The sequence below is a fragment of the Streptococcus sp. HF-1907 genome (assembly GCF_015594605.1).
In the GTDB taxonomy this organism is placed as follows: domain Bacteria; phylum Bacillota; class Bacilli; order Lactobacillales; family Streptococcaceae; genus Streptococcus.
This window is the reverse complement of the sequence record NZ_JADNQT010000010.1, coordinates 56622-73737: the sequence shown is the minus strand read 5'-3', so window position 1 is coordinate 73737 and position 17116 is coordinate 56622. Positions and strand designations below refer to the sequence as shown.

Annotated in this window: 17 protein-coding genes, 1 tRNA gene and 1 rRNA gene; 18 read left to right on the top strand and 1 reads right to left on the bottom strand. The window is 42.3% G+C overall.

Annotated elements, in window-relative coordinates; genetic code table 11:
- Positions 1 to 11 precede the first annotated feature (11 nt).
- From rrf to IYQ92_RS06630, 16 genes are all read left to right on the top strand, one after another.
- Positions 12 to 127 (top strand): 5S ribosomal RNA (gene rrf, locus IYQ92_RS06705).
- Between the two features lie 5 nt (positions 128 to 132).
- Positions 133 to 206, top strand: a tRNA-Asn gene (locus tag IYQ92_RS06700).
- A gap of 361 nt (positions 207 to 567) precedes the next feature.
- On the top strand, positions 568 to 834 hold the full coding sequence (locus IYQ92_RS06695; protein ID WP_195675952.1) for an ACT domain-containing protein: 267 nt from the start codon (positions 568 to 570) through the stop codon (positions 832 to 834).
- Between the two features lie 12 nt (positions 835 to 846).
- Positions 847 to 2184 carry a PFL family protein gene (locus tag IYQ92_RS06690; RefSeq protein ID WP_195675951.1) on the top strand — a complete coding sequence of 446 codons (1338 nt, stop codon included), beginning with the start codon at positions 847 to 849 and terminating at the stop codon, positions 2182 to 2184.
- A 79-nt stretch (positions 2185 to 2263) separates the two neighbouring features.
- Positions 2264 to 2962, top strand: a complete 699-nt coding sequence (locus IYQ92_RS06685) for a histidine phosphatase family protein (RefSeq protein ID WP_195675955.1) — start codon at positions 2264 to 2266, stop codon at positions 2960 to 2962.
- Positions 2952 to 3698 carry a M15 family metallopeptidase gene (locus IYQ92_RS06680; protein ID WP_195675950.1) on the top strand — a complete coding sequence of 249 codons (747 nt, stop codon included), beginning with the start codon at positions 2952 to 2954 and terminating at the stop codon, positions 3696 to 3698. Before IYQ92_RS06685 ends, IYQ92_RS06680 begins: the two co-directional genes overlap by 11 nt.
- Complete coding sequence (locus IYQ92_RS06675; protein WP_195675949.1) at positions 3695 to 4267, top strand: glucosaminidase domain-containing protein; 573 nt, start codon at positions 3695 to 3697, stop codon at positions 4265 to 4267. Before IYQ92_RS06680 ends, IYQ92_RS06675 begins: the two co-directional genes overlap by 4 nt.
- 177 nt (positions 4268 to 4444) lie before the next feature.
- Complete coding sequence (hrcA, locus tag IYQ92_RS06670) at positions 4445 to 5491, top strand: heat-inducible transcriptional repressor HrcA (protein ID WP_195675948.1); 1047 nt, start codon at positions 4445 to 4447, stop codon at positions 5489 to 5491.
- A gap of 26 nt (positions 5492 to 5517) precedes the next feature.
- The gene (grpE, locus tag IYQ92_RS06665) at positions 5518 to 6051 is read left to right on the top strand and encodes a nucleotide exchange factor GrpE (RefSeq protein ID WP_195675947.1); all 534 of its coding nucleotides are present in this window, start codon (positions 5518 to 5520) and stop codon (positions 6049 to 6051) included.
- Positions 6052 to 6337: 286 nt separating this feature from the next.
- Positions 6338 to 8167 (top strand): molecular chaperone DnaK, encoded by a 1830-nt coding sequence (gene dnaK / locus IYQ92_RS06660; RefSeq protein WP_195675946.1) that lies wholly within the window; start codon positions 6338 to 6340, stop codon positions 8165 to 8167.
- A 450-nt stretch (positions 8168 to 8617) separates the two neighbouring features.
- Positions 8618 to 9760 carry a molecular chaperone DnaJ gene (dnaJ, locus tag IYQ92_RS06655; protein ID WP_195675945.1) on the top strand — a complete coding sequence of 381 codons (1143 nt, stop codon included), beginning with the start codon at positions 8618 to 8620 and terminating at the stop codon, positions 9758 to 9760.
- Between the two features lie 102 nt (positions 9761 to 9862).
- Positions 9863 to 11107 carry a PLP-dependent aminotransferase family protein gene (locus IYQ92_RS06650; RefSeq protein ID WP_195675944.1) on the top strand — a complete coding sequence of 415 codons (1245 nt, stop codon included), beginning with the start codon at positions 9863 to 9865 and terminating at the stop codon, positions 11105 to 11107.
- 59 nt (positions 11108 to 11166) lie between these two features.
- Positions 11167 to 11940, top strand: a complete 774-nt coding sequence (gene truA, locus IYQ92_RS06645; protein WP_195675943.1) for a tRNA pseudouridine(38-40) synthase TruA — start codon at positions 11167 to 11169, stop codon at positions 11938 to 11940.
- Entirely contained in the window at positions 11906 to 12661 is a 756-nt protein-coding gene (locus tag IYQ92_RS06640; RefSeq protein ID WP_195675942.1) for a bifunctional hydroxymethylpyrimidine kinase/phosphomethylpyrimidine kinase, read from the top strand. The genes truA and IYQ92_RS06640 overlap by 35 nt, the downstream gene beginning before the upstream one ends.
- A gap of 9 nt (positions 12662 to 12670) precedes the next feature.
- Positions 12671 to 13138 carry an ECF transporter S component gene (locus IYQ92_RS06635; RefSeq protein WP_195675941.1) on the top strand — a complete coding sequence of 156 codons (468 nt, stop codon included), beginning with the start codon at positions 12671 to 12673 and terminating at the stop codon, positions 13136 to 13138.
- 32 nt (positions 13139 to 13170) lie between these two features.
- The gene (locus IYQ92_RS06630; protein ID WP_195675940.1) at positions 13171 to 13734 is read left to right on the top strand and encodes a TIGR01440 family protein; all 564 of its coding nucleotides are present in this window, start codon (positions 13171 to 13173) and stop codon (positions 13732 to 13734) included.
- A 36-nt stretch (positions 13735 to 13770) separates the two neighbouring features.
- Here the strand turns inward: IYQ92_RS06630 and IYQ92_RS06625 are convergent, their stop codons facing one another.
- Positions 13771 to 14613, bottom strand: a complete 843-nt coding sequence (locus IYQ92_RS06625) for a mechanosensitive ion channel family protein (RefSeq protein ID WP_195675939.1) — start codon at positions 14611 to 14613, stop codon at positions 13771 to 13773.
- 167 nt (positions 14614 to 14780) lie between these two features.
- On the opposite strand from IYQ92_RS06625, the gene tig reads away from it, so the two are divergent.
- On the top strand, positions 14781 to 16064 hold the full coding sequence (gene tig, locus IYQ92_RS06620; RefSeq protein WP_195675938.1) for a trigger factor: 1284 nt from the start codon (positions 14781 to 14783) through the stop codon (positions 16062 to 16064).
- A 290-nt stretch (positions 16065 to 16354) separates the two neighbouring features.
- A complete protein-coding gene (gene rpoE / locus IYQ92_RS06615; protein WP_195675937.1) occupies positions 16355 to 16933 on the top strand; it encodes a DNA-directed RNA polymerase subunit delta in 579 nt (192 codons plus the stop codon).
- Positions 16934 to 17116: the final 183 nt, after the last annotated feature.

Below are 17116 nucleotides of genomic sequence, written 5' to 3'. Positions count from 1 at the left end.
AATACTCGTAGTTAAGTGACGATAGCCTAGGAGATACACCTGTTCCCATGCCGAACACAGTAGTTAAGCCCTAGTACGCCTGATGTAGTTGGGGGTTGCCCCCTGTTAGATAGGGAAGTCGCTTAGCCATTATCCGGCATAGCTCAGTTGGTAGTAGCGCATGACTGTTAATCATGATGTCGTAGGTTCGAGTCCTACTGCCGGAGTCATATAGAACTTTGAAGCGTTGAGAGGTCAGCGCTTTTTGTTTGGTTAACTGTTGTTTGGCTTTTTTGATTGGAAATTACTGGATTTTATTGTTTTCAGGGCTTGCTTCTTCTTCAACGACTGGTCTTAGGTTCCTGTTACCTGAGTGATTTTTGTGACTTATGTTTTAGCTATCAACTTTAGACTACTATGTTAAGGTTCTAATGTTAATTGAAAGGTTGTTCTTGAGGTTTTTTGTTAATTGCTTATATTTTTTTAGATATCTTTCTTAAAATTCGTTTTTTGCTCTATAATTTATTTTGTATAGCTTTTTGAGAGGAATTATGTTAGAATATAACAAACATTCTTGGAGGGTTAGAAATGAAAGCAATTGTTACTGTTGTTGGAAAAGATAAGGCTGGGATCGTGGCAGGTGTTTCTGCTAAGTGTGCGGATCTTGGTTTGAATATTGATGATATTTCACAAACCGTTTTAGATGAGTACTTTACGATGATGGCTGTCGTTTCTTCTGCTGATAAAAAGGATTTTGCAGTACTTCGTCATGAGTTTGATGACCTTAGTGAAGCTTTGCATGTGAAGATTAATATTCAGAGCTCTGCTATTTTTGAAGCTATGCACAATTTATAAGAGGATTGATAAATGGATATTAGACAAGTAACTGAAACGATTGCTATGATTGAAGAGCAAAATTTTGATGTTCGTACGATTACGATGGGAATTTCGCTTTTAGATTGTGTTGATCCTGATATTGAGCGTGCAGCTGAGAAAATTTATCAGAAAGTCGTTACCAAGGCTAAAAATTTGGTCACTGTTGGAGATGAGATTGCTGCTGAGCTTGGTATTCCAATCGTTAATAAGCGTGTTTCAGTGACACCTATTGCTTTGATTGGTGCCGCAACTGATGCAACAGACTATTTGCCTTTGGCTAAGGCTTTGGACAAGGCTGCGCACGAACTTGGGGTTGACTTTATTGGTGGATTTTCTGCTTTGGTTCAAAAGGGATACCAAAAAGGTGATGAAATTTTGATCAATTCAATTCCACGTGCTCTGGCTGAAACTGAGAAAGTTTGTGCCTCTGTTAATATTGGTTCTACCAAAGCTGGTATTAATATGACAGCTGTTCGCGATATGGGGCGTGTGATTAAAGAAACTGCTGAGGCTTCTGACATGGGAGCAGCTAAGTTGGTTGTTTTTGCTAATGCTGTTGAAGATAATCCATTCATGGCTGGTGCTTTCCACGGTGTTGGTGAAGCTGATGTTGTTATCAACGTTGGCGTTTCAGGACCAGGTGTTGTTAAGCGTGCTCTTGAAAAGGTTCGTGGTGAATCTTTTGACGTTGTTGCTGAAACAGTTAAGAAAACTGCTTTTAAAATCACTCGTATCGGTCAATTGGTTGGGCAAATGGCTTCAGAGCGTTTGGGTGTTAAATTTGGTATTGTCGATTTGTCTCTTGCTCCGACACCTGCTGTTGGGGACTCTGTCGCACGTGTGCTTGAAGAGATGGGGCTTGAAATGGTTGGTACCCACGGTACGACAGCAGCGCTAGCCCTATTGAACGACCAAGTGAAAAAAGGCGGGGTTATGGCTTGTAACCAAGTTGGTGGTCTGTCTGGTGCTTTCATTCCTGTGTCTGAGGATGAGGGGATGATTGCGGCGGTTCAATCTGGTTCGCTTAATCTTGAAAAATTGGAAGCTATGACAGCCATTTGTTCGGTTGGTTTGGACATGATTGCCATTCCTGAGGATACGCCGTATGAAACGATTGCGGCTATGATTGCGGATGAGGCTGCGATTGGGGTTATCAATCAAAAGACAACTGCGGTTCGTATTATTCCAAAAGGTAAAGAAGGCGACATGATTGAGTTTGGTGGACTTCTTGGTGCGGCACCGGTTATGTCTATCAATAAGAATTCTTCTGCTGACTTTATCGCTCGTGGTGGTCAAATTCCAGCGCCTATTCATAGTTTTAAAAATTAGTCGAAAGAGCAGTGACTTGGCTGCTCTTTTTTACGTGTTTTTTTGTTATAATAGAAGAAAATGCTGTGAGGTAAGAATGATGGCTAAAACACGTCTTTACATTGCCCGTCATGGGAAAACGATGTTTAATACAATTGGTCGTGCTCAAGGGTGGAGTGACACTCCTTTGACGGCTGAAGGTGAACTTGGCATCAAGGAACTAGGTCTTGGTCTCAAGGATGCAGGGTTGCATTTTAAGGAAGCTTTTTCGAGCGATAGTGGTCGAACCTTGCAAACGATGGAAATTATTTTGCGTGAGATAGGTCAAGAGGACATTCCTTACACAAGAGACAAACGTATTCGCGAGTGGTGTTTTGGCAGCCTGGATGGTGGCTATGATGGTGACCTTTTTAATGGGGTTTTGCCAAGAATTTTTGATAAAGATATGAGCAAGTTGAGTCATCAAGAGCTTGCGGAAGGTATTTGTCGCGTAGATACTGCTGGTTGGGCAGAGACTTGGGAAGTTTTGAGTAGCCGTATCATGGAAGGTTTTACAGCTATTGCTGAAAAAATTGCTGCACAAGGTGGCGGTGACGTCATTGTGGTCAGTCATGGGATGACAATTGGAACGTTTTTATGGTTGGTTGACCATAATACCCCTCGTAGCTTGGGTCTTGACAATGGTAGTATTTCAATTGTTGAATATGACGATGGTAAATTTACGGTGAAAACAATCGGAGACCGTTCTTATCGTCTTCGTGGTAGGGAGATTTTAGAAGAAAGAGAAAATGAAAAGTAAGATTATTAAAAGTGTTTTATGGAGCTTGTTTGCTTTCTTTGCGGTGCTGAGTTTATTTTTGCTGTTTGTAGTTGGAGACCATTCGAAAACATCGCAGGCTAGCAAGTCTTCTCAAACTAAAGCAAGTACCAGTAAGGTAACGAAAAAGGCGGACTTACCTAAAGTATCATCTAGTGCTTGGGAGTTGGTACTGGTCAATCGTGACAATGTGACAGCGGAAATGAATCCAGAAATTTCATACGTCAATGGGGTAGCGGTCGATGCCCGTATTGCTGAGAATGTGACCAATTTCTTGGCAGCAGCGCAAGCTATTGATGCCAGTGAACATTTGATTTCTGGCTACCGTAGTGTTGCTTACCAAGAAGGATTATTCAACTCTTATGTTAGTCAGGAAATGGCTGCTGATCCTAGCTTGACACAGGAGCAGGCTGAAACCAAGGTGAAGACTTATTCTCAACCAGCAGGGGCTAGTGAACATCAGACTGGTCTTGCTATTGATATGAGTACTGTTGATTCGCTCAATGAAAGTGATACGACTGTTGCTAGTCAGGTTCAGGCTTTGGCGCCTGAGTATGGCTTTGTTCTTCGTTTTCCTAAAGGAAAATCAGCATCAACTGGTGTTGACTATGAGGACTGGCACTATCGCTATGTTGGTGTTGAATCTGCCAAATACATGACCAAACATCATTTGACTTTGGAGGAATATGTGGCGCTTTTAAAGGAGAATAACCAATGAGAAGACGCTTATCTCTCTCTTATTTTGTTGGTGTTTTCTTTCTGTGGTTGCTAGTACTTGTTTTTCCTTTGGTGGCTCATCATAAGCATCCTAATGCTCAGTCAACTCAAGTGGTTTCTTATACGAAGCAGGAATTTGTTCAGAAGATTGCTCCGACGGCTGTGGAGCTTGGGAAGGCTTATGGGGTTCGTCCGTCCTTCATTATTGCGGAGGCTAGTCTAGAGTCACAGTTTGGTCAAACCTTGTTAGCAGCTAAATATTATAATTTATTTGGAAGTCTTGCTCAGTCTGGTGATGCCGTGGTAGTTTTATCGACAGGCGCAGCGAATTCTAGTCAAACACAACGTTATCATCGTTATAGTGACTGGAAGCAATCACTTTATGATTATATGGAACAGGTCAAAGCTGGTCGGGTTGGCACAAGTAAGTCTTATCAAACCATGGTCGCTAATAAAAACACAAAGACCTTGGTCAAACTCCTAGCTGAGGAAGGTTTTTCAAGTTCCAAAACTTATGCCAAAGACATGGTCAATATTGTTGATACCTGTGATTTGACGCGATATGATTAAGGAAAACAGACAATGACTTCTTGTCTTATCAGTCTTAAGATGTATTTTTAGCACTCTTATAAAAAGAGTGCTAATTTTTTGTATTTTTCCCTTGACTCTCTTTTAAAAAGGAGTATAATAAAAATATAAAGTTAGCAGTCGGGTGCTAAGAGTGCTAAAATAGAAAGGCTGGTTATCATGATTACCCAACGTCAAAATGATATTTTGAATTTAATCGTTGAGCTGTTTACGCAGACTCATGAACCAGTTGGTTCTAAGGCCTTACAGCCGACTATTGAGTCGAGTAGTGCAACTATTCGTAATGATATGGCTAAGCTTGAAAAGTTGGGCTTGCTTGAAAAGGCTTATACGTCTAGTGGTCGTTTGCCAAGTCCGGCTGGCTTTAAATACTTCGTGGAACATTCTCTAAGGCTTGATAGTATTGATGAACAGGACATCTACCAAGTCATCAAGGCTTTTGATTTTGAAGCTTTTAAATTAGAGGATATGTTAGCAAGAGCAAGTCAGATTTTGTCTCAGATGACAGGTTACACTGCTGTGATTTTAGATGTGGAACCTGCTCGTCAGAAGTTGACGGGATTTGAAATTGTTAGGCTTTCTAGCCACGACGCGCTAGCTATTTTGACCTTGGATGAGTCTAAACCAGCGACTGTTCAGTTTGCTATTCCAAAGAACTTCTTGGCACGAGATCTTGCGACCTTGAAGGCGATTGTGGATGAGCGCTTGCTTAACCGTTCGGTCATGGATATTCATTACAAGCTCCGTACTGAGATTCCGCAGATTGTTCAGAAGTATTTTACAACGACGGACAATGTTTTGGATCTCTTTGATTACATCTTTGCTGAGCTTTTCCGTGAGATGGTTTTTGTCTCAGGCAAGGTCAATGCACTTGAGTTTTCAGATTTGAAGACTTATCAGTTTTTGGATAATGAGCAGGGCGTTGCTTTGGCTCTTCGCCAAAGCCTATCAGATGATGAAATGGCCAGCGTCCAAGTAGCTGATAGCAAAGAGCCCGGGCTAGCAAATGTAACCGTTCTGACCCACAAGTTTTTGATTCCTTATCGAGGATTTGGTATTTTAAGCTTGATTGGTCCGATTGATATGGATTATCGCAGGGCAGTTAGTCTGACTAATGTTATCGGACGAGTTCTAGCTGCTAAGTTGGGTGACTATTATCGTTACCTTAATTCCAATCATTATGAAGTGAATGGTTCCCATGTTTAAGAAATTATTTAAAAGGAGGGCACGCTGTGTCAGAAGATATTAAAAAAGAGGAAGTGACTGAAGAGGTTGAAGCAACTGAAGCAGCAGAAACAGTCGAAGAAGTCGTTTCAGAGACTCCTGAAAAATCAGAATTAGAATTGGCTAACGAGCGCGCAGATGACTTTGAAAACAAATACCTTCGCGCCCACGCAGAAATGCAAAACATTCAACGCCGTGCCAACGAAGAACGTCAACAATTGCAACGTTATCGTTCACAAGATTTGGCAAAAGCTATCTTGCCGGGACTTGATAACTTGGAACGCGCTTTGGCTGTTGAAGGTCTGACAGATGATGTTAAAAAGGGTCTTGAGATGACGCACGACAGCCTTATTCAAGCCCTTAAAGAAGAAGGTGTTGAAGAGGTTGAAGTAGAGAACTTTGACCACAACTTCCACATGGCTGTTCAAACCTTGCCAGCTGACGACGAACACCCAGCAGACAGCATTGCACAAGTCTTCCAAAAAGGCTACAAACTGCACGAACGCTTGCTCCGCCCAGCAATGGTTGTGGTTTATAACTAATCTAAAAAACGTGTCCGAAAAGACAATAAACTAGGCAGTGAGTCAGAAATATTTGATTTCGTTGACACATCCCACTAACAATGAAAGTAGATAGCAAGTCGAAGACTTGCCAAAACGATATTTTCCGCTGTGGTGAGAACCTCAGAATAAGAATTATTCTGAGGTAGGGGAACTTTGAGACCTTAGGCTCAAAGTTTAGGTATGAGACGCCTCTGGTGGCTGCTACCGTCCCCACCACCAAAGGAAAATATCAAAAACAAATTTGAAAACAAAAGAGGTAAATATTATGTCTAAAATTATTGGTATTGACTTAGGTACAACAAACTCAGCAGTCGCAGTTCTTGAAGGAACTGAAAGCAAAATCATTGCAAACCCAGAGGGTAACCGTACAACACCTTCAGTAGTGTCATTCAAAAACGGTGAAATTATTGTTGGTGATGCGGCTAAACGTCAAGCAGTGACAAACCCAGATACCGTCATTTCTATCAAATCGAAAATGGGGACTTCTGAAAAAGTTGCGGCTAACGGTAAAGAATACACACCACAAGAAATCTCGGCAATGATTCTTCAATATTTGAAAGGTTATGCGGAAGATTATCTTGGTGAAAAAGTGACTAAAGCTGTTATCACAGTTCCTGCTTACTTCAACGATGCACAACGTCAAGCAACTAAAGACGCTGGTAAAATCGCTGGTCTTGAAGTAGAACGTATTGTCAACGAACCAACAGCAGCAGCCCTTGCTTACGGTCTTGACAAAACTGACAAAGACGAAAAAATCTTGGTATTTGACCTTGGTGGTGGTACTTTCGACGTTTCAATCCTTGAATTGGGTGACGGTGTCTTCGATGTACTTGCAACTGCTGGTGATAACAAACTTGGTGGTGACGACTTTGACCAAAAAATCATTGATTTCTTAGTTGAAGAATTCAAGAAAGAAAACGGTATTGACTTGTCAACTGACAAGATGGCTTTGCAACGTTTGAAAGACGCTGCTGAAAAAGCTAAGAAAGACTTGTCTGGTGTGACTCAAACACAAATCAGCTTACCTTTCATCACTGCTGGCGAAGCAGGACCTCTCCACTTAGAAGTGTCGTTGTCACGTGCTAAATTTGATGATTTAACTCGCGATCTTGTTGAACGTACTAAGACTCCAGTTCGTCAAGCATTGTCAGACGCTGGTTTGTCAATCTCAGAAATCGACGAAGTTATCCTTGTTGGTGGTTCAACTCGTATCCCAGCCGTTGTTGAAGCTGTTAAAGCTGAAACTGGTAAAGAACCAAATAAATCAGTTAACCCTGATGAAGTTGTAGCTATGGGTGCTGCTATCCAAGGTGGTGTTATCACTGGTGATGTCAAAGACGTTGTCCTTCTTGACGTTACACCATTGTCACTTGGTATCGAAACAATGGGTGGTGTCTTCACGAAATTGATTGACCGCAACACAACTATCCCAACATCTAAATCACAAGTCTTCTCAACTGCTGCTGACAACCAACCAGCTGTTGATATTCACGTTCTTCAAGGTGAACGCCCAATGGCTGCTGATAACAAGACTCTTGGACGTTTCCAATTGACTGATATTCCAGCTGCTCCTCGTGGTATCCCACAAATTGAAGTAACATTTGACATCGATAAAAACGGTATCGTTTCTGTTAAAGCCAAAGACCTTGGTACTCAAAAAGAACAACACATCGTTATCCAATCTAACTCAGGCTTGACTGACGAAGAAATTGAAAAAATGATGAAAGATGCCGAAGCTAACGCTGAAGCAGATGCTAAACGTAAAGAAGAAGTTGACCTTAAGAACGAAGTTGACCAAGCCATCTTTGCAACAGAAAAAACTATCAAGGAAACTGAAGGCAAGGGCTTTGACACAGAACGCGACGCTGCTCAAGCTGCCCTTGATGATCTTAAGAAAGCGCAAGAAGCTGGCAATCTTGACGATATGAAAGCTAAACTTGAAGCCCTTAACGAAAAAGCACAAGCATTGGCTGTCAAAATGTACGAACAAGCTGCCGCAGCACAACAAGCTCAAGCAGGCGCAGAAGGTGCAACTGACGCAGGTTCATCAAATGGCGGTGACGACGTCGTAGACGGTGAGTTTACTGAAAAATAAGGTTGCAAGTTCTCTTACTAATAACTAATAAAAACGAATGCAGAGGTTGCAACCCAGCCTCTGTTTTTGGGTAACTAATAAAAGGTGACCATAGGTCGCCAAGGCAGATGATTTTTACCGTGGTGAAAAGACTAATAGCTTGCTTATTAATGCTGAGTTAAAAGTAGAAGATATTTATTGTAGATGACAGCGAACGAAGTGAGCCAAACAGGATATTTTTGCCGTAGTGGTACTATTAGTAACAGCTTTGCTGTTGCTAATAACGGGAAATTCGAGACCTTAGGCTCGAATTTTAGCAATGAAACTCCTTTGGAGTTTGCTTGCGTCCGCACTATTTAAGAAAATATCAAAAAATAGTTTTTGAAATATAGTAATGGAACGCCAAAGGCAGTCACTTGCGATCTCACCACTTAAGAAAATCATCAAAAAATAAATATAAGGTATGTTAATATGAACAATCAAGAATTTTACGATCGTCTTGGCGTGTCTAAGGATGCTTCGCAAGATGAAATCAAAAAAGCCTACCGTAAGATGTCTAAGAAATACCATCCAGACATCAATAAGGAACCTGGCGCAGAAGAAAAATATAAGGAAGTTCAGGAAGCCTATGAAACCTTAGGTGATGAGCAAAAACGCGCAGCCTATGACCAATACGGACCTGCTGGAGCCAATGGTGGCTTCGACGGCGGAGCTGGTGGTTTTGGTGGCTTTGATGGTGGTGGCTTCGGTGGTTTCGAAGATATCTTCTCATCATTCTTTGGTGGTGGCGGAGGTGCAACGCGTAATCCCAATGCTCCTCGTCAAGGTGATGACCTTCAGTACCGTGTTAATCTTCAATTTGAAGAAGCTATTTTCGGTGCTGAAAAAGAAGTCTCTTATAACCGCGAAGCTGAATGTCATACCTGTCACGGTTCAGGTGCTAAACCTGGTACAAGCCCGATTACATGTACTAAATGTCATGGTTCAGGTGTGATTAACGTTGATACGCAAACTCCACTCGGTATGATGCGTCGTCAAATGACCTGTGACGTCTGCCACGGAACGGGCCAAGAAATAAAAGACAAATGTACAACTTGTCGCGGAACAGGTCACGAAAAGAAAACCCACAAGGTTTCTGTCAAGATTCCTGCTGGTGTTGAAACAGGTCAACAAATCCGTCTTCAAGGACAAGGTGAAGCTGGCTTCAACGGTGGTCCTTACGGTGACCTCTTCGTTATCATCAATGTTCTTCCTAGCCAAAAATTCGAACGTAACGGTTCAACCATTTACTACTCGATGAATATCAGCTTTGTACAGGCTGCGCTCGGAGATACGGTCGAAGTGCCAACTGTTCATGGTGACGTTGAAATGACCATCCCAGCTGGAACGCAGACTGGTAAGACCTTCCGTTTGAAAGGCAAGGGTGCCCCTAACCTTCGTGGCGGTGGTCAAGGTGATGAACACGTAACAGTTAACATCGTGACACCAACTAAATTAAATGACGCTCAGAAAGAAGCCCTTAAATCATTTGCGCAAGCAGGTGGTGATAAGGCAGTCACTCCTAAGAAAAAAGGCTTTTTCGATAAAGTGAAAGATGCCTTTGAAGGGGAATAAATATGACAAATAGGATTGTGGACTCAGTTCCCAATCCTATTTTTATTGTCAGTGGTGAGAGATTAGTGTAGAATGGAGAAAATGTGTGTAGGGGGATAGAAGATGACTAAGTTGGCAGACATTAAGCAGTATTTGATTGGGGCTATTGAGGATGGGCAGCTAGTATCGGGTGACCGTATGCCCTCTATTCGACAGCTAGCGCAGCAATTTTCTTGCAACAAGGATACTGCTCAGAGGGCGCTTCTGGAATTGAAATTTGAGCGCTACATCTATGCCAAACCGCGGTCTGGCTACTATGTCTTTGACCTGCCTAATCAAGAGGTGGAACCAGTGGATTTGCCCGAAAGCGAGGTCGCCAATGATGCCTATGAGGACTTTCGGCTCTGCCTAAATGAAACCTTGATTGGACGCGAAGATTATCTATTTAATTACTATCATCGTCAGGAAGGTTTGCCTGATTTGATTGAGGCGGTGCATGGCTTGTTGGCAGATAGCGGGGTTTACGTGCCGATTGAGCATTTGGTGATTACGGCTGGGAGCCAGCAGGCGCTATACATTCTCAATCAGTTGGCTTTTCCAAATGGTAAAACGGAAGTGGTTGTCGAAGAGCCGACCTATCCTCGGATGCTGGATTTGTTGGAGGAGCAGGGACTTGTTTACCATAGTGTGGCTCGGGATTTGGATGGTCTGGATTTTGAGACTCTGGAACATCTTTTTCGGACTCAGCCTATCAAGTTTTTCTACCTCATTCCACGTTTGCACAATCCTTTGGGAACGTCTTACAGTCCGACGGAGATGAGGCGTTTGGTGGCGCTAGCCGAGCGCTACGATGTGTATTTGGTGGAGGATGACTACATGTCTGACTTTGCTAATCAGTCGCCACTGCATTATTACGATACCAAGGGGCGGGTCATCTACCTCAAATCCTTTTCCAATACCGTCTTTTCAGCTCTGCGATTGGCCACTATTTGCCTACCTCACGACCTGAAAAGTCCCTTTATCGCTTACAAGAAGCTCATGGATTATGACACGAATTTGATTTTGCAAAAAGCGCTGGCGCTTTACATTGAAAATGGGCTCTATGCCAAGAATATCAAACGTCTGCGAGCAAAGTTCCAGCAGCGCTTGGAAAACTGGCAAGAGCGGTTAGCTTCCTATGCTCAGTTGCCAGAATACAGTATCCATCAAGATCAGCTGATTGTAAAACTCCCTCCGCAGATCAAACTGTGGCAGGTAGTAGCCTACGGTGATGCCATGCCACAATCTTATCGTCAACTAGTCAACGAGCATCTGCTTCGACTATCCGATGAAGAGTTTTTGAAGGCCTTGCTAAAATATATTTTGTAGGGGGACAGTTGATATCTGACTTTCTAGTTTTGATGATAGAATGATGGTAAAATAACAACATGACACGATATAAAGCAATTATTTCCTATGACGGGACAGATTTTTCAGGCTTTCAGCGCCAGCCACATTGCCGCACGATTCAAGAAGAGATTGAAAAGACCCTCTTGCGTTTGAATAGCGGTACTCCAGTGACCATTCACGGGGCGGGGCGGACGGATGCGGGAGTGCATGCTTATGGACAGGTGATTCACTTTGATTTGCCTCAGATACGTGATGTGGAAAAGCTGCGCTTTGGACTAGATACCCAGTGCCCAGACGATATTGACATTGTAGCCGTGGAACAAGTTTCCGACGACTTTCACGCCCGCTACAATAAGCATTTCAAGACTTACGAGTTTTTGGTAGATATTGGTCGTCCCAAAAATCCAATGATGAGAAATTATGCGACCCACTATCCTTATCCAGTTGCTTTTGAGCCGATGCAGGAAGCAATCAAGGACTTGGTGGGAACTCATGATTTTACAGGATTTACCGCATCGGGAACCAGCGTGGAAAACAAGGTTCGGACCATCTTCAAGGCAGATATTCGCTTTGAAGAGGACCAAAATTTCTTGATTTTTACCTTCACAGGAAATGGATTTCTCTATAAGCAGGTCAGAAATATGGTTGGCACCCTTTTGAAAATTGGGAATGGTCGTATGCCAGTTAGCCAGATTAAGACGATTTTGGAAGCTAAAAATCGTGACTTGGCTGGTCCAACGGCAGCGGGAAATGGTTTGTATTTGAAGGAGATTATCTATGAGCAAGAATATTCTAGCAATTTCGGGAAATGATATTTTTTCTGGTGGTGGCTTGCATGCTGACTTGACCACCTATGCGCGTGAAAAATTGCATGGTTTTGTGGCGGTGACTTGTTTGACAGCGCTGACTGACAAGGGCTTTGAAGTCATTCCTATTGATGAAAAAGTCTTAGAACAGCAGTTGGCTAGTTTGAAAGATGTGGACTTGGCTGCGGTGAAATTAGGCTTGCTTCCAAATGTTGAGACAGCGGATGTGGTCCTTGAATTTGTAAAAGCGCATGCTAACCGTCCAGTCATCTTAGACCCGGTTTTGGTTTGTAAGGAAAATCATGATTTAGAGGTCAGCCGTTTGCGGGATGAACTTCTCAAATTCTTCCCTTATGCCACTATCGTGACACCAAATCTGGTGGAAGCTCAGCTATTGACCCAAATGGATATCAAGACCTTAGACGACATGAAGCTAGCGGCTGAAAAATTGCATGCGCTGGGTGCTGAAAATGTTGTGATTAAGGGGGGCAATCGCCTAAGCGAGGACGATGCTATTGACCTTTTCTATGATGGAAAGTCTTTTGAAGTTATCTCTTATCCGATTTTGGACAGCAACAATGTGGGGGCTGGCTGTACTTTTGCTTCCAGTATCGCAGCTAAACTAGCTCAAGGTAAAACGACCTTGAATGCTGTCAAAGAAGCTAAAGACTTTGTCTATCAAGCCATTCAACATGCTGACCAATACGGTGTCAACCAACATTTCTAGGAGGCCATTATGAGACAAACAAAGACACGTGAATTGACCTTGTTAGCTGTTCTGACGGCTTTATCAGTGGTACTTGGAAAATTTTTGAGCTTGCCGACGCCTACAGGTTTTGTGACCCTTCTGGATGCTGGTGTGATTTTTACAGCTCTTTATCTTGGCAAACGTCAAGGGGCAATCGTCGGGGCTGCGTCAGGTTTTCTCATTGACTTGATTGGTGGCTATGCTAGCTGGATGTTTTTCAGTTTACTCATTCATGGGGCTCAAGGCTATTTGGCAGGATTGACTGGTAAGTGGCGCTACCTTGGCATAGTGGGTACTTTTGTTGTTATGGTTGGCGGTTATGCCCTTGCTCGTGGAATTCTCTATGGCTGGGCGGCCGCACTTCCTGGCATGGCAGCTGAATTGATGCAAAATCTGGTTGGCTTAATTGCAGGCTATGCCCTGAACTTGGCCTTTTCGCGTTTTGGTGGGAAATAGCAGAGCTGAGTAGAATGAGGAGGTAAAAAATCATGGATTTAAAGAAACTTGCAGAAGAAACTCGCACAATCGTAGTGGACATTATCGAACGCAGTGCCATCAAAAAAGGACAAATTTTTGTCCTTGGTCTGTCATCAAGTGAAGTTGCTGGTGGCTTGATTGGTAAAAATTCTAGCCTAGAAATTGGTGAAGTCATCGTCAAAACGATTTTGGACGAACTAACAGCACGCGGTATTTATCTGGCTGTTCAAGGTTGTGAACACCTCAATCGCGCCCTGGTTGTTGAGGAATCATTGGCTGAAGCTAAGGATTTAGAAATCGTCAATGTCCTTCCAAATCTCCACGCTGGTGGTAGCGGTCAGCTGGCAGCTTTCAAGTTTATGACCAATCCTGTAGAAGTTGAAGAAATCCTTGCTCATGCAGGTCTGGATATCGGGGACACTTCTATTGGTATGCACGTCAAACGTGTTCAGGTGCCACTTGTTCCTGTCATGCGCGAGCTTGGTGGTGCCCACGTGACTGCGCTAGCTTCTCGACCAAAATTAATTGGCGGAGCGCGTGCGACTTACACCACAGACCCTATTCGTAAATTTTAGACTAGAGAACCCAGCCTAGGTGAGGCTGGGTTTGGTTTATTTTTCAGGGCTTATTGTTGCGCTGACGGTTGGGAGATTGATGTCCTGCGCCAGCAAGGCCTCTTGATAAAAGCGATAAAAGTCAGCATAGACCTTGTACTGCATGCCATTCTTGACAAAGATGTCAATACGGAAGACAAGTTGACCGCTGGTGAGGATTTTTGGTCCCACGATTTTAGGTTGACCGATGATTTCTGGATAATGGCTGAGCTGTTCTTGGTTGACACTCTCAATCGTCTCATTGACGATTTGGAGATTGGTGTCTGCAAAGAGTGCTAAATCAATCTGTGCCCGCATATTGCCACGCGATTTATTGCTGACAACGGTGATGTTGCGGTTGGGAATGTAGTGGAGGGTGCCGTCAAAATCTTGAACCTGAGTCGTACGAATGCCAACATTAACGATTGTCCCGCTAATAGTCCCAAGCGTCACAGAATCGCCAACATCAAATTGATTTTCTAAAAGAATGAAAAAACCATTGACCATATCTGTCAAGAAACCTTGGGCACCAAGTCCAATAGCAACCCCAGCAATCCCTGCACCAGCCATAAGACTAGATACCGGAATGCTCAAAATACTCAATACCCAGTAAAAAATAAAAAAATACAGGACATAATTCATGATATTATGGCTGAGCTTGATGATGGTCTTTTGCCGAGCTGGATTTTGCTTAGCAATATTGATGGACTGCGCAACGGCCTTTTCGAAGACATAGTTCAGAACCCTCTTACTGATTTCAAAAATAATGAATAGCAGAATCAAAGAAATCAGTTTGGAGATAAGGTCATAGACCAGCTCTTCCAGATTAAGGTGAGCGATATATTTTGTAAAGATTGTCATGAAACTAGTGTAGTAAAAAAATGGGAAGAGAGCAAGTATTTACTGAAAGGATTATTTGCAGGAAAATTGCTTGCGCGAGCCTATATTTTACGCAAAAAACTTTGTAAAAGCTATTAAAATATGATAAACTAAACTGTATCTAAATTATTTTAAGGAGAAATGACTTAATGTCTACATCATTTGAAAATACTGCTACTAACCGTGGCGTAATTACATTTACAATTGGTCAAGATAAAATCAAACCAGCCCTTGACCAAGCATTCAATAGTATTAAAAAAGATTTGAACGCACCAGGTTTCCGTAAAGGTCACATACCACGTGCCGTCTTCAACCAACAATTCGGTGAAGAATCACTTTACGAAAACGCCTTGAACGCTCTTTTGCCAGCAGCTTATGAAGCAGCAGTTGCAGAACTTGAACTTGACGTTGTTGCACAACCAAAAATCGACGTGACATCAATGGAAAAAGGTCAAGAATGGATTTTGACAGCTGAAGTTGTTACAAAACCAGAAGTTAAACTTGGTGACTACAAAAACCTTGAAGTATCAGTAGACGCTTCAAAAGAAGTTACTGATGAAGAAGTTGACGCTAAAGTTGAACGTGAACGCAACAACCTTGCAGAACTTGTTGTTAAAGAAGGTGCTGCAGCTGAAGGAGACACAGTTGTTATTGACTTTGTTGGTTCAGTAGACGGTGTTGAATTTGACGGTGGAAAAGGTGATAATTTCTCACTTGAACTTGGTTCAGGTCAATTTATCCCAGGTTTCGAAGAACAATTGGTTGGTTCAGAAGCTGGTCAAACAGTTGATGTTAACGTAACATTCCCAGAAGACTACCAAGCAGAAGACCTTGCTGGTAAAGCTGCTAAATTCGTAACAACAGTTCACGAAGTTAAAGCTAAAGAAGTTCCAGCTCTTGATGATGAACTTGCAAAAGACATCGATGAAGAAGTTGAAACTCTTGACGAATTGAAAGCTAAATACCGTAAAGAACTCGAAGCAGCTAAAGAAATCGCATTTGACGATGCTGTTGAAGGTGCTGCAATCGAATTGGCTGTTGAAAACGCAGAAATCGTTGAATTGCCAGAAGAAATGGTACACGACGAAGTTCACCGTGCTATGAACGAATTCATGGGCAACATGCAACGTCAAGGTATCTCCCCAGAAATGTACTTCCAATTGACAGGTACATCTGAAGAAGACCTTCACAAACAATACGAAGCTGATGCTGACAAACGTGTTAAAACTAACCTTGTTATCGAAGCTATCGCAGCTGCAGAAGGCTTTGAAGCATCTGACGAAGAAATCGAAAAAGAAATCACTGACCTTGCAACAGAATACAGCATGGAAGTCGAACAAGTTCGTAACCTTCTTTCACCAGAAATGCTTAAACATGATATCGCAATGAAAAAAGCGGTTGAAGTTATCACAAGCTCAGCTAAAGTTAAATAAGTTTAGATTGAATAGTAAAAAGGGAGATTGGAACAAGAGTGTCCAATCTCTTTTTTTGATGACTAATAAATGTAGCCTAGTGATTAGTGAGTTTAGTGTAAATCTTAAGACTTGGACCACCTCTTTGCCTAATTCTAGCGATAATTCTTTTGACGAATGGACAAAAATAGCGTAAAATAGTAGTTAACGAAAAAATGAATTCAAATAGCTTGGGACTGGTCTAACGATTAGTTCTTTTAAGGGTGTAGCCCTCCCAAGCCTATAGTCTATGTAATATAAGGAGAATGACCTTGGAATTAGAAGTATTTGCTGGACAAGAAAAAAGCGAACTTTCAATGATTGAAGTAGCGCGTGCTATTCTTGAACAACGTGGCCGTGATAATGAAATGTATTTCAGCGACTTGGTTAACGATATCCAAGCCTACCTTGAAAAATCAGATGCAGCAATCCGTGAAGCCCTATCTTCTTTCTATTCAGATTTGAACACTGATGGCAGTTTCATCCCACTTGGTGAAAATAAATGGGGTCTTCGTTCATGGTATGCCATTGACGAAATTGACGAAGAAATCATCACACTTGAAGACGAAGAAGATGGCGCACCAAAACGTAAGAAAAAACGTGTTAATGCCTTCATGGACGGTAACGAAGATGCCATCGACTACAATGATGATGACCCAGAAGATGAAGATTACACAGCGTCTGATTCTGATTTAGAGTACGGTGATGATAACCCAGACGATGAAAAATCAGAAGTTGAATCATACGACTCAGAAATCAATGAAATCATCCCAGAAGATGATTTGGAAGAAGATGTTGACATCAATGAAGAAGATGATGAGGACGAAGACGAAGACGAGGACGAAGAGTAAGCTAAGATTTGACAAAATCTGAAAGATAGTTTATATTATTATTCGGGCACCTCTTTTAGAGGTCAGATGAAGCTCCCTAGTTAATAGGGGGCTATTTTGTTTTTGGAAATGGCAGAGCAGAACCCCACTTTGCTCAGGTTGACATCTGCTGATGTTGGCTAAGTTATTTCTGTGAGTTATAGC

Bases quoted from the DNA above. Each gene is read 5' to 3' on its own strand.
- IYQ92_RS06640 (WP_195675942.1), top strand. From the start codon at position 11,906: ATGAGCAAGAATATTCTAGCAATTTCGGGAAATGATATTTTTTCTGGT.
- IYQ92_RS06630 (WP_195675940.1), top strand. From the start codon at position 13,171: ATGGATTTAAAGAAACTTGCAGAAGAAACTCGCACAATCGTAGTGGAC.
- IYQ92_RS06695 (WP_195675952.1), top strand. From the start codon at position 568: ATGAAAGCAATTGTTACTGTTGTTGGAAAAGATAAGGCTGGGATCGTG.
- hrcA (WP_195675948.1), top strand. From the start codon at position 4,445: ATGATTACCCAACGTCAAAATGATATTTTGAATTTAATCGTTGAGCTG.
- IYQ92_RS06690 (WP_195675951.1), top strand. From the start codon at position 847: ATGGATATTAGACAAGTAACTGAAACGATTGCTATGATTGAAGAGCAA.
- truA (WP_195675943.1), top strand. From the start codon at position 11,167: ATGACACGATATAAAGCAATTATTTCCTATGACGGGACAGATTTTTCA.
- IYQ92_RS06675 (WP_195675949.1), top strand. From the start codon at position 3,695: ATGAGAAGACGCTTATCTCTCTCTTATTTTGTTGGTGTTTTCTTTCTG.
- tig (WP_195675938.1), top strand. From the start codon at position 14,781: ATGTCTACATCATTTGAAAATACTGCTACTAACCGTGGCGTAATTACA.
- IYQ92_RS06635 (WP_195675941.1), top strand. From the start codon at position 12,671: ATGAGACAAACAAAGACACGTGAATTGACCTTGTTAGCTGTTCTGACG.
- dnaJ (WP_195675945.1), top strand. From the start codon at position 8,618: ATGAACAATCAAGAATTTTACGATCGTCTTGGCGTGTCTAAGGATGCT.
- IYQ92_RS06650 (WP_195675944.1), top strand. From the start codon at position 9,863: ATGACTAAGTTGGCAGACATTAAGCAGTATTTGATTGGGGCTATTGAG.
- IYQ92_RS06680 (WP_195675950.1), top strand. From the start codon at position 2,952: ATGAAAAGTAAGATTATTAAAAGTGTTTTATGGAGCTTGTTTGCTTTC.
- IYQ92_RS06685 (WP_195675955.1), top strand. From the start codon at position 2,264: ATGGCTAAAACACGTCTTTACATTGCCCGTCATGGGAAAACGATGTTT.
- dnaK (WP_195675946.1), top strand. From the start codon at position 6,338: ATGTCTAAAATTATTGGTATTGACTTAGGTACAACAAACTCAGCAGTC.
- IYQ92_RS06625 (WP_195675939.1), bottom strand. From the start codon at position 14,613: ATGACAATCTTTACAAAATATATCGCTCACCTTAATCTGGAAGAGCTG.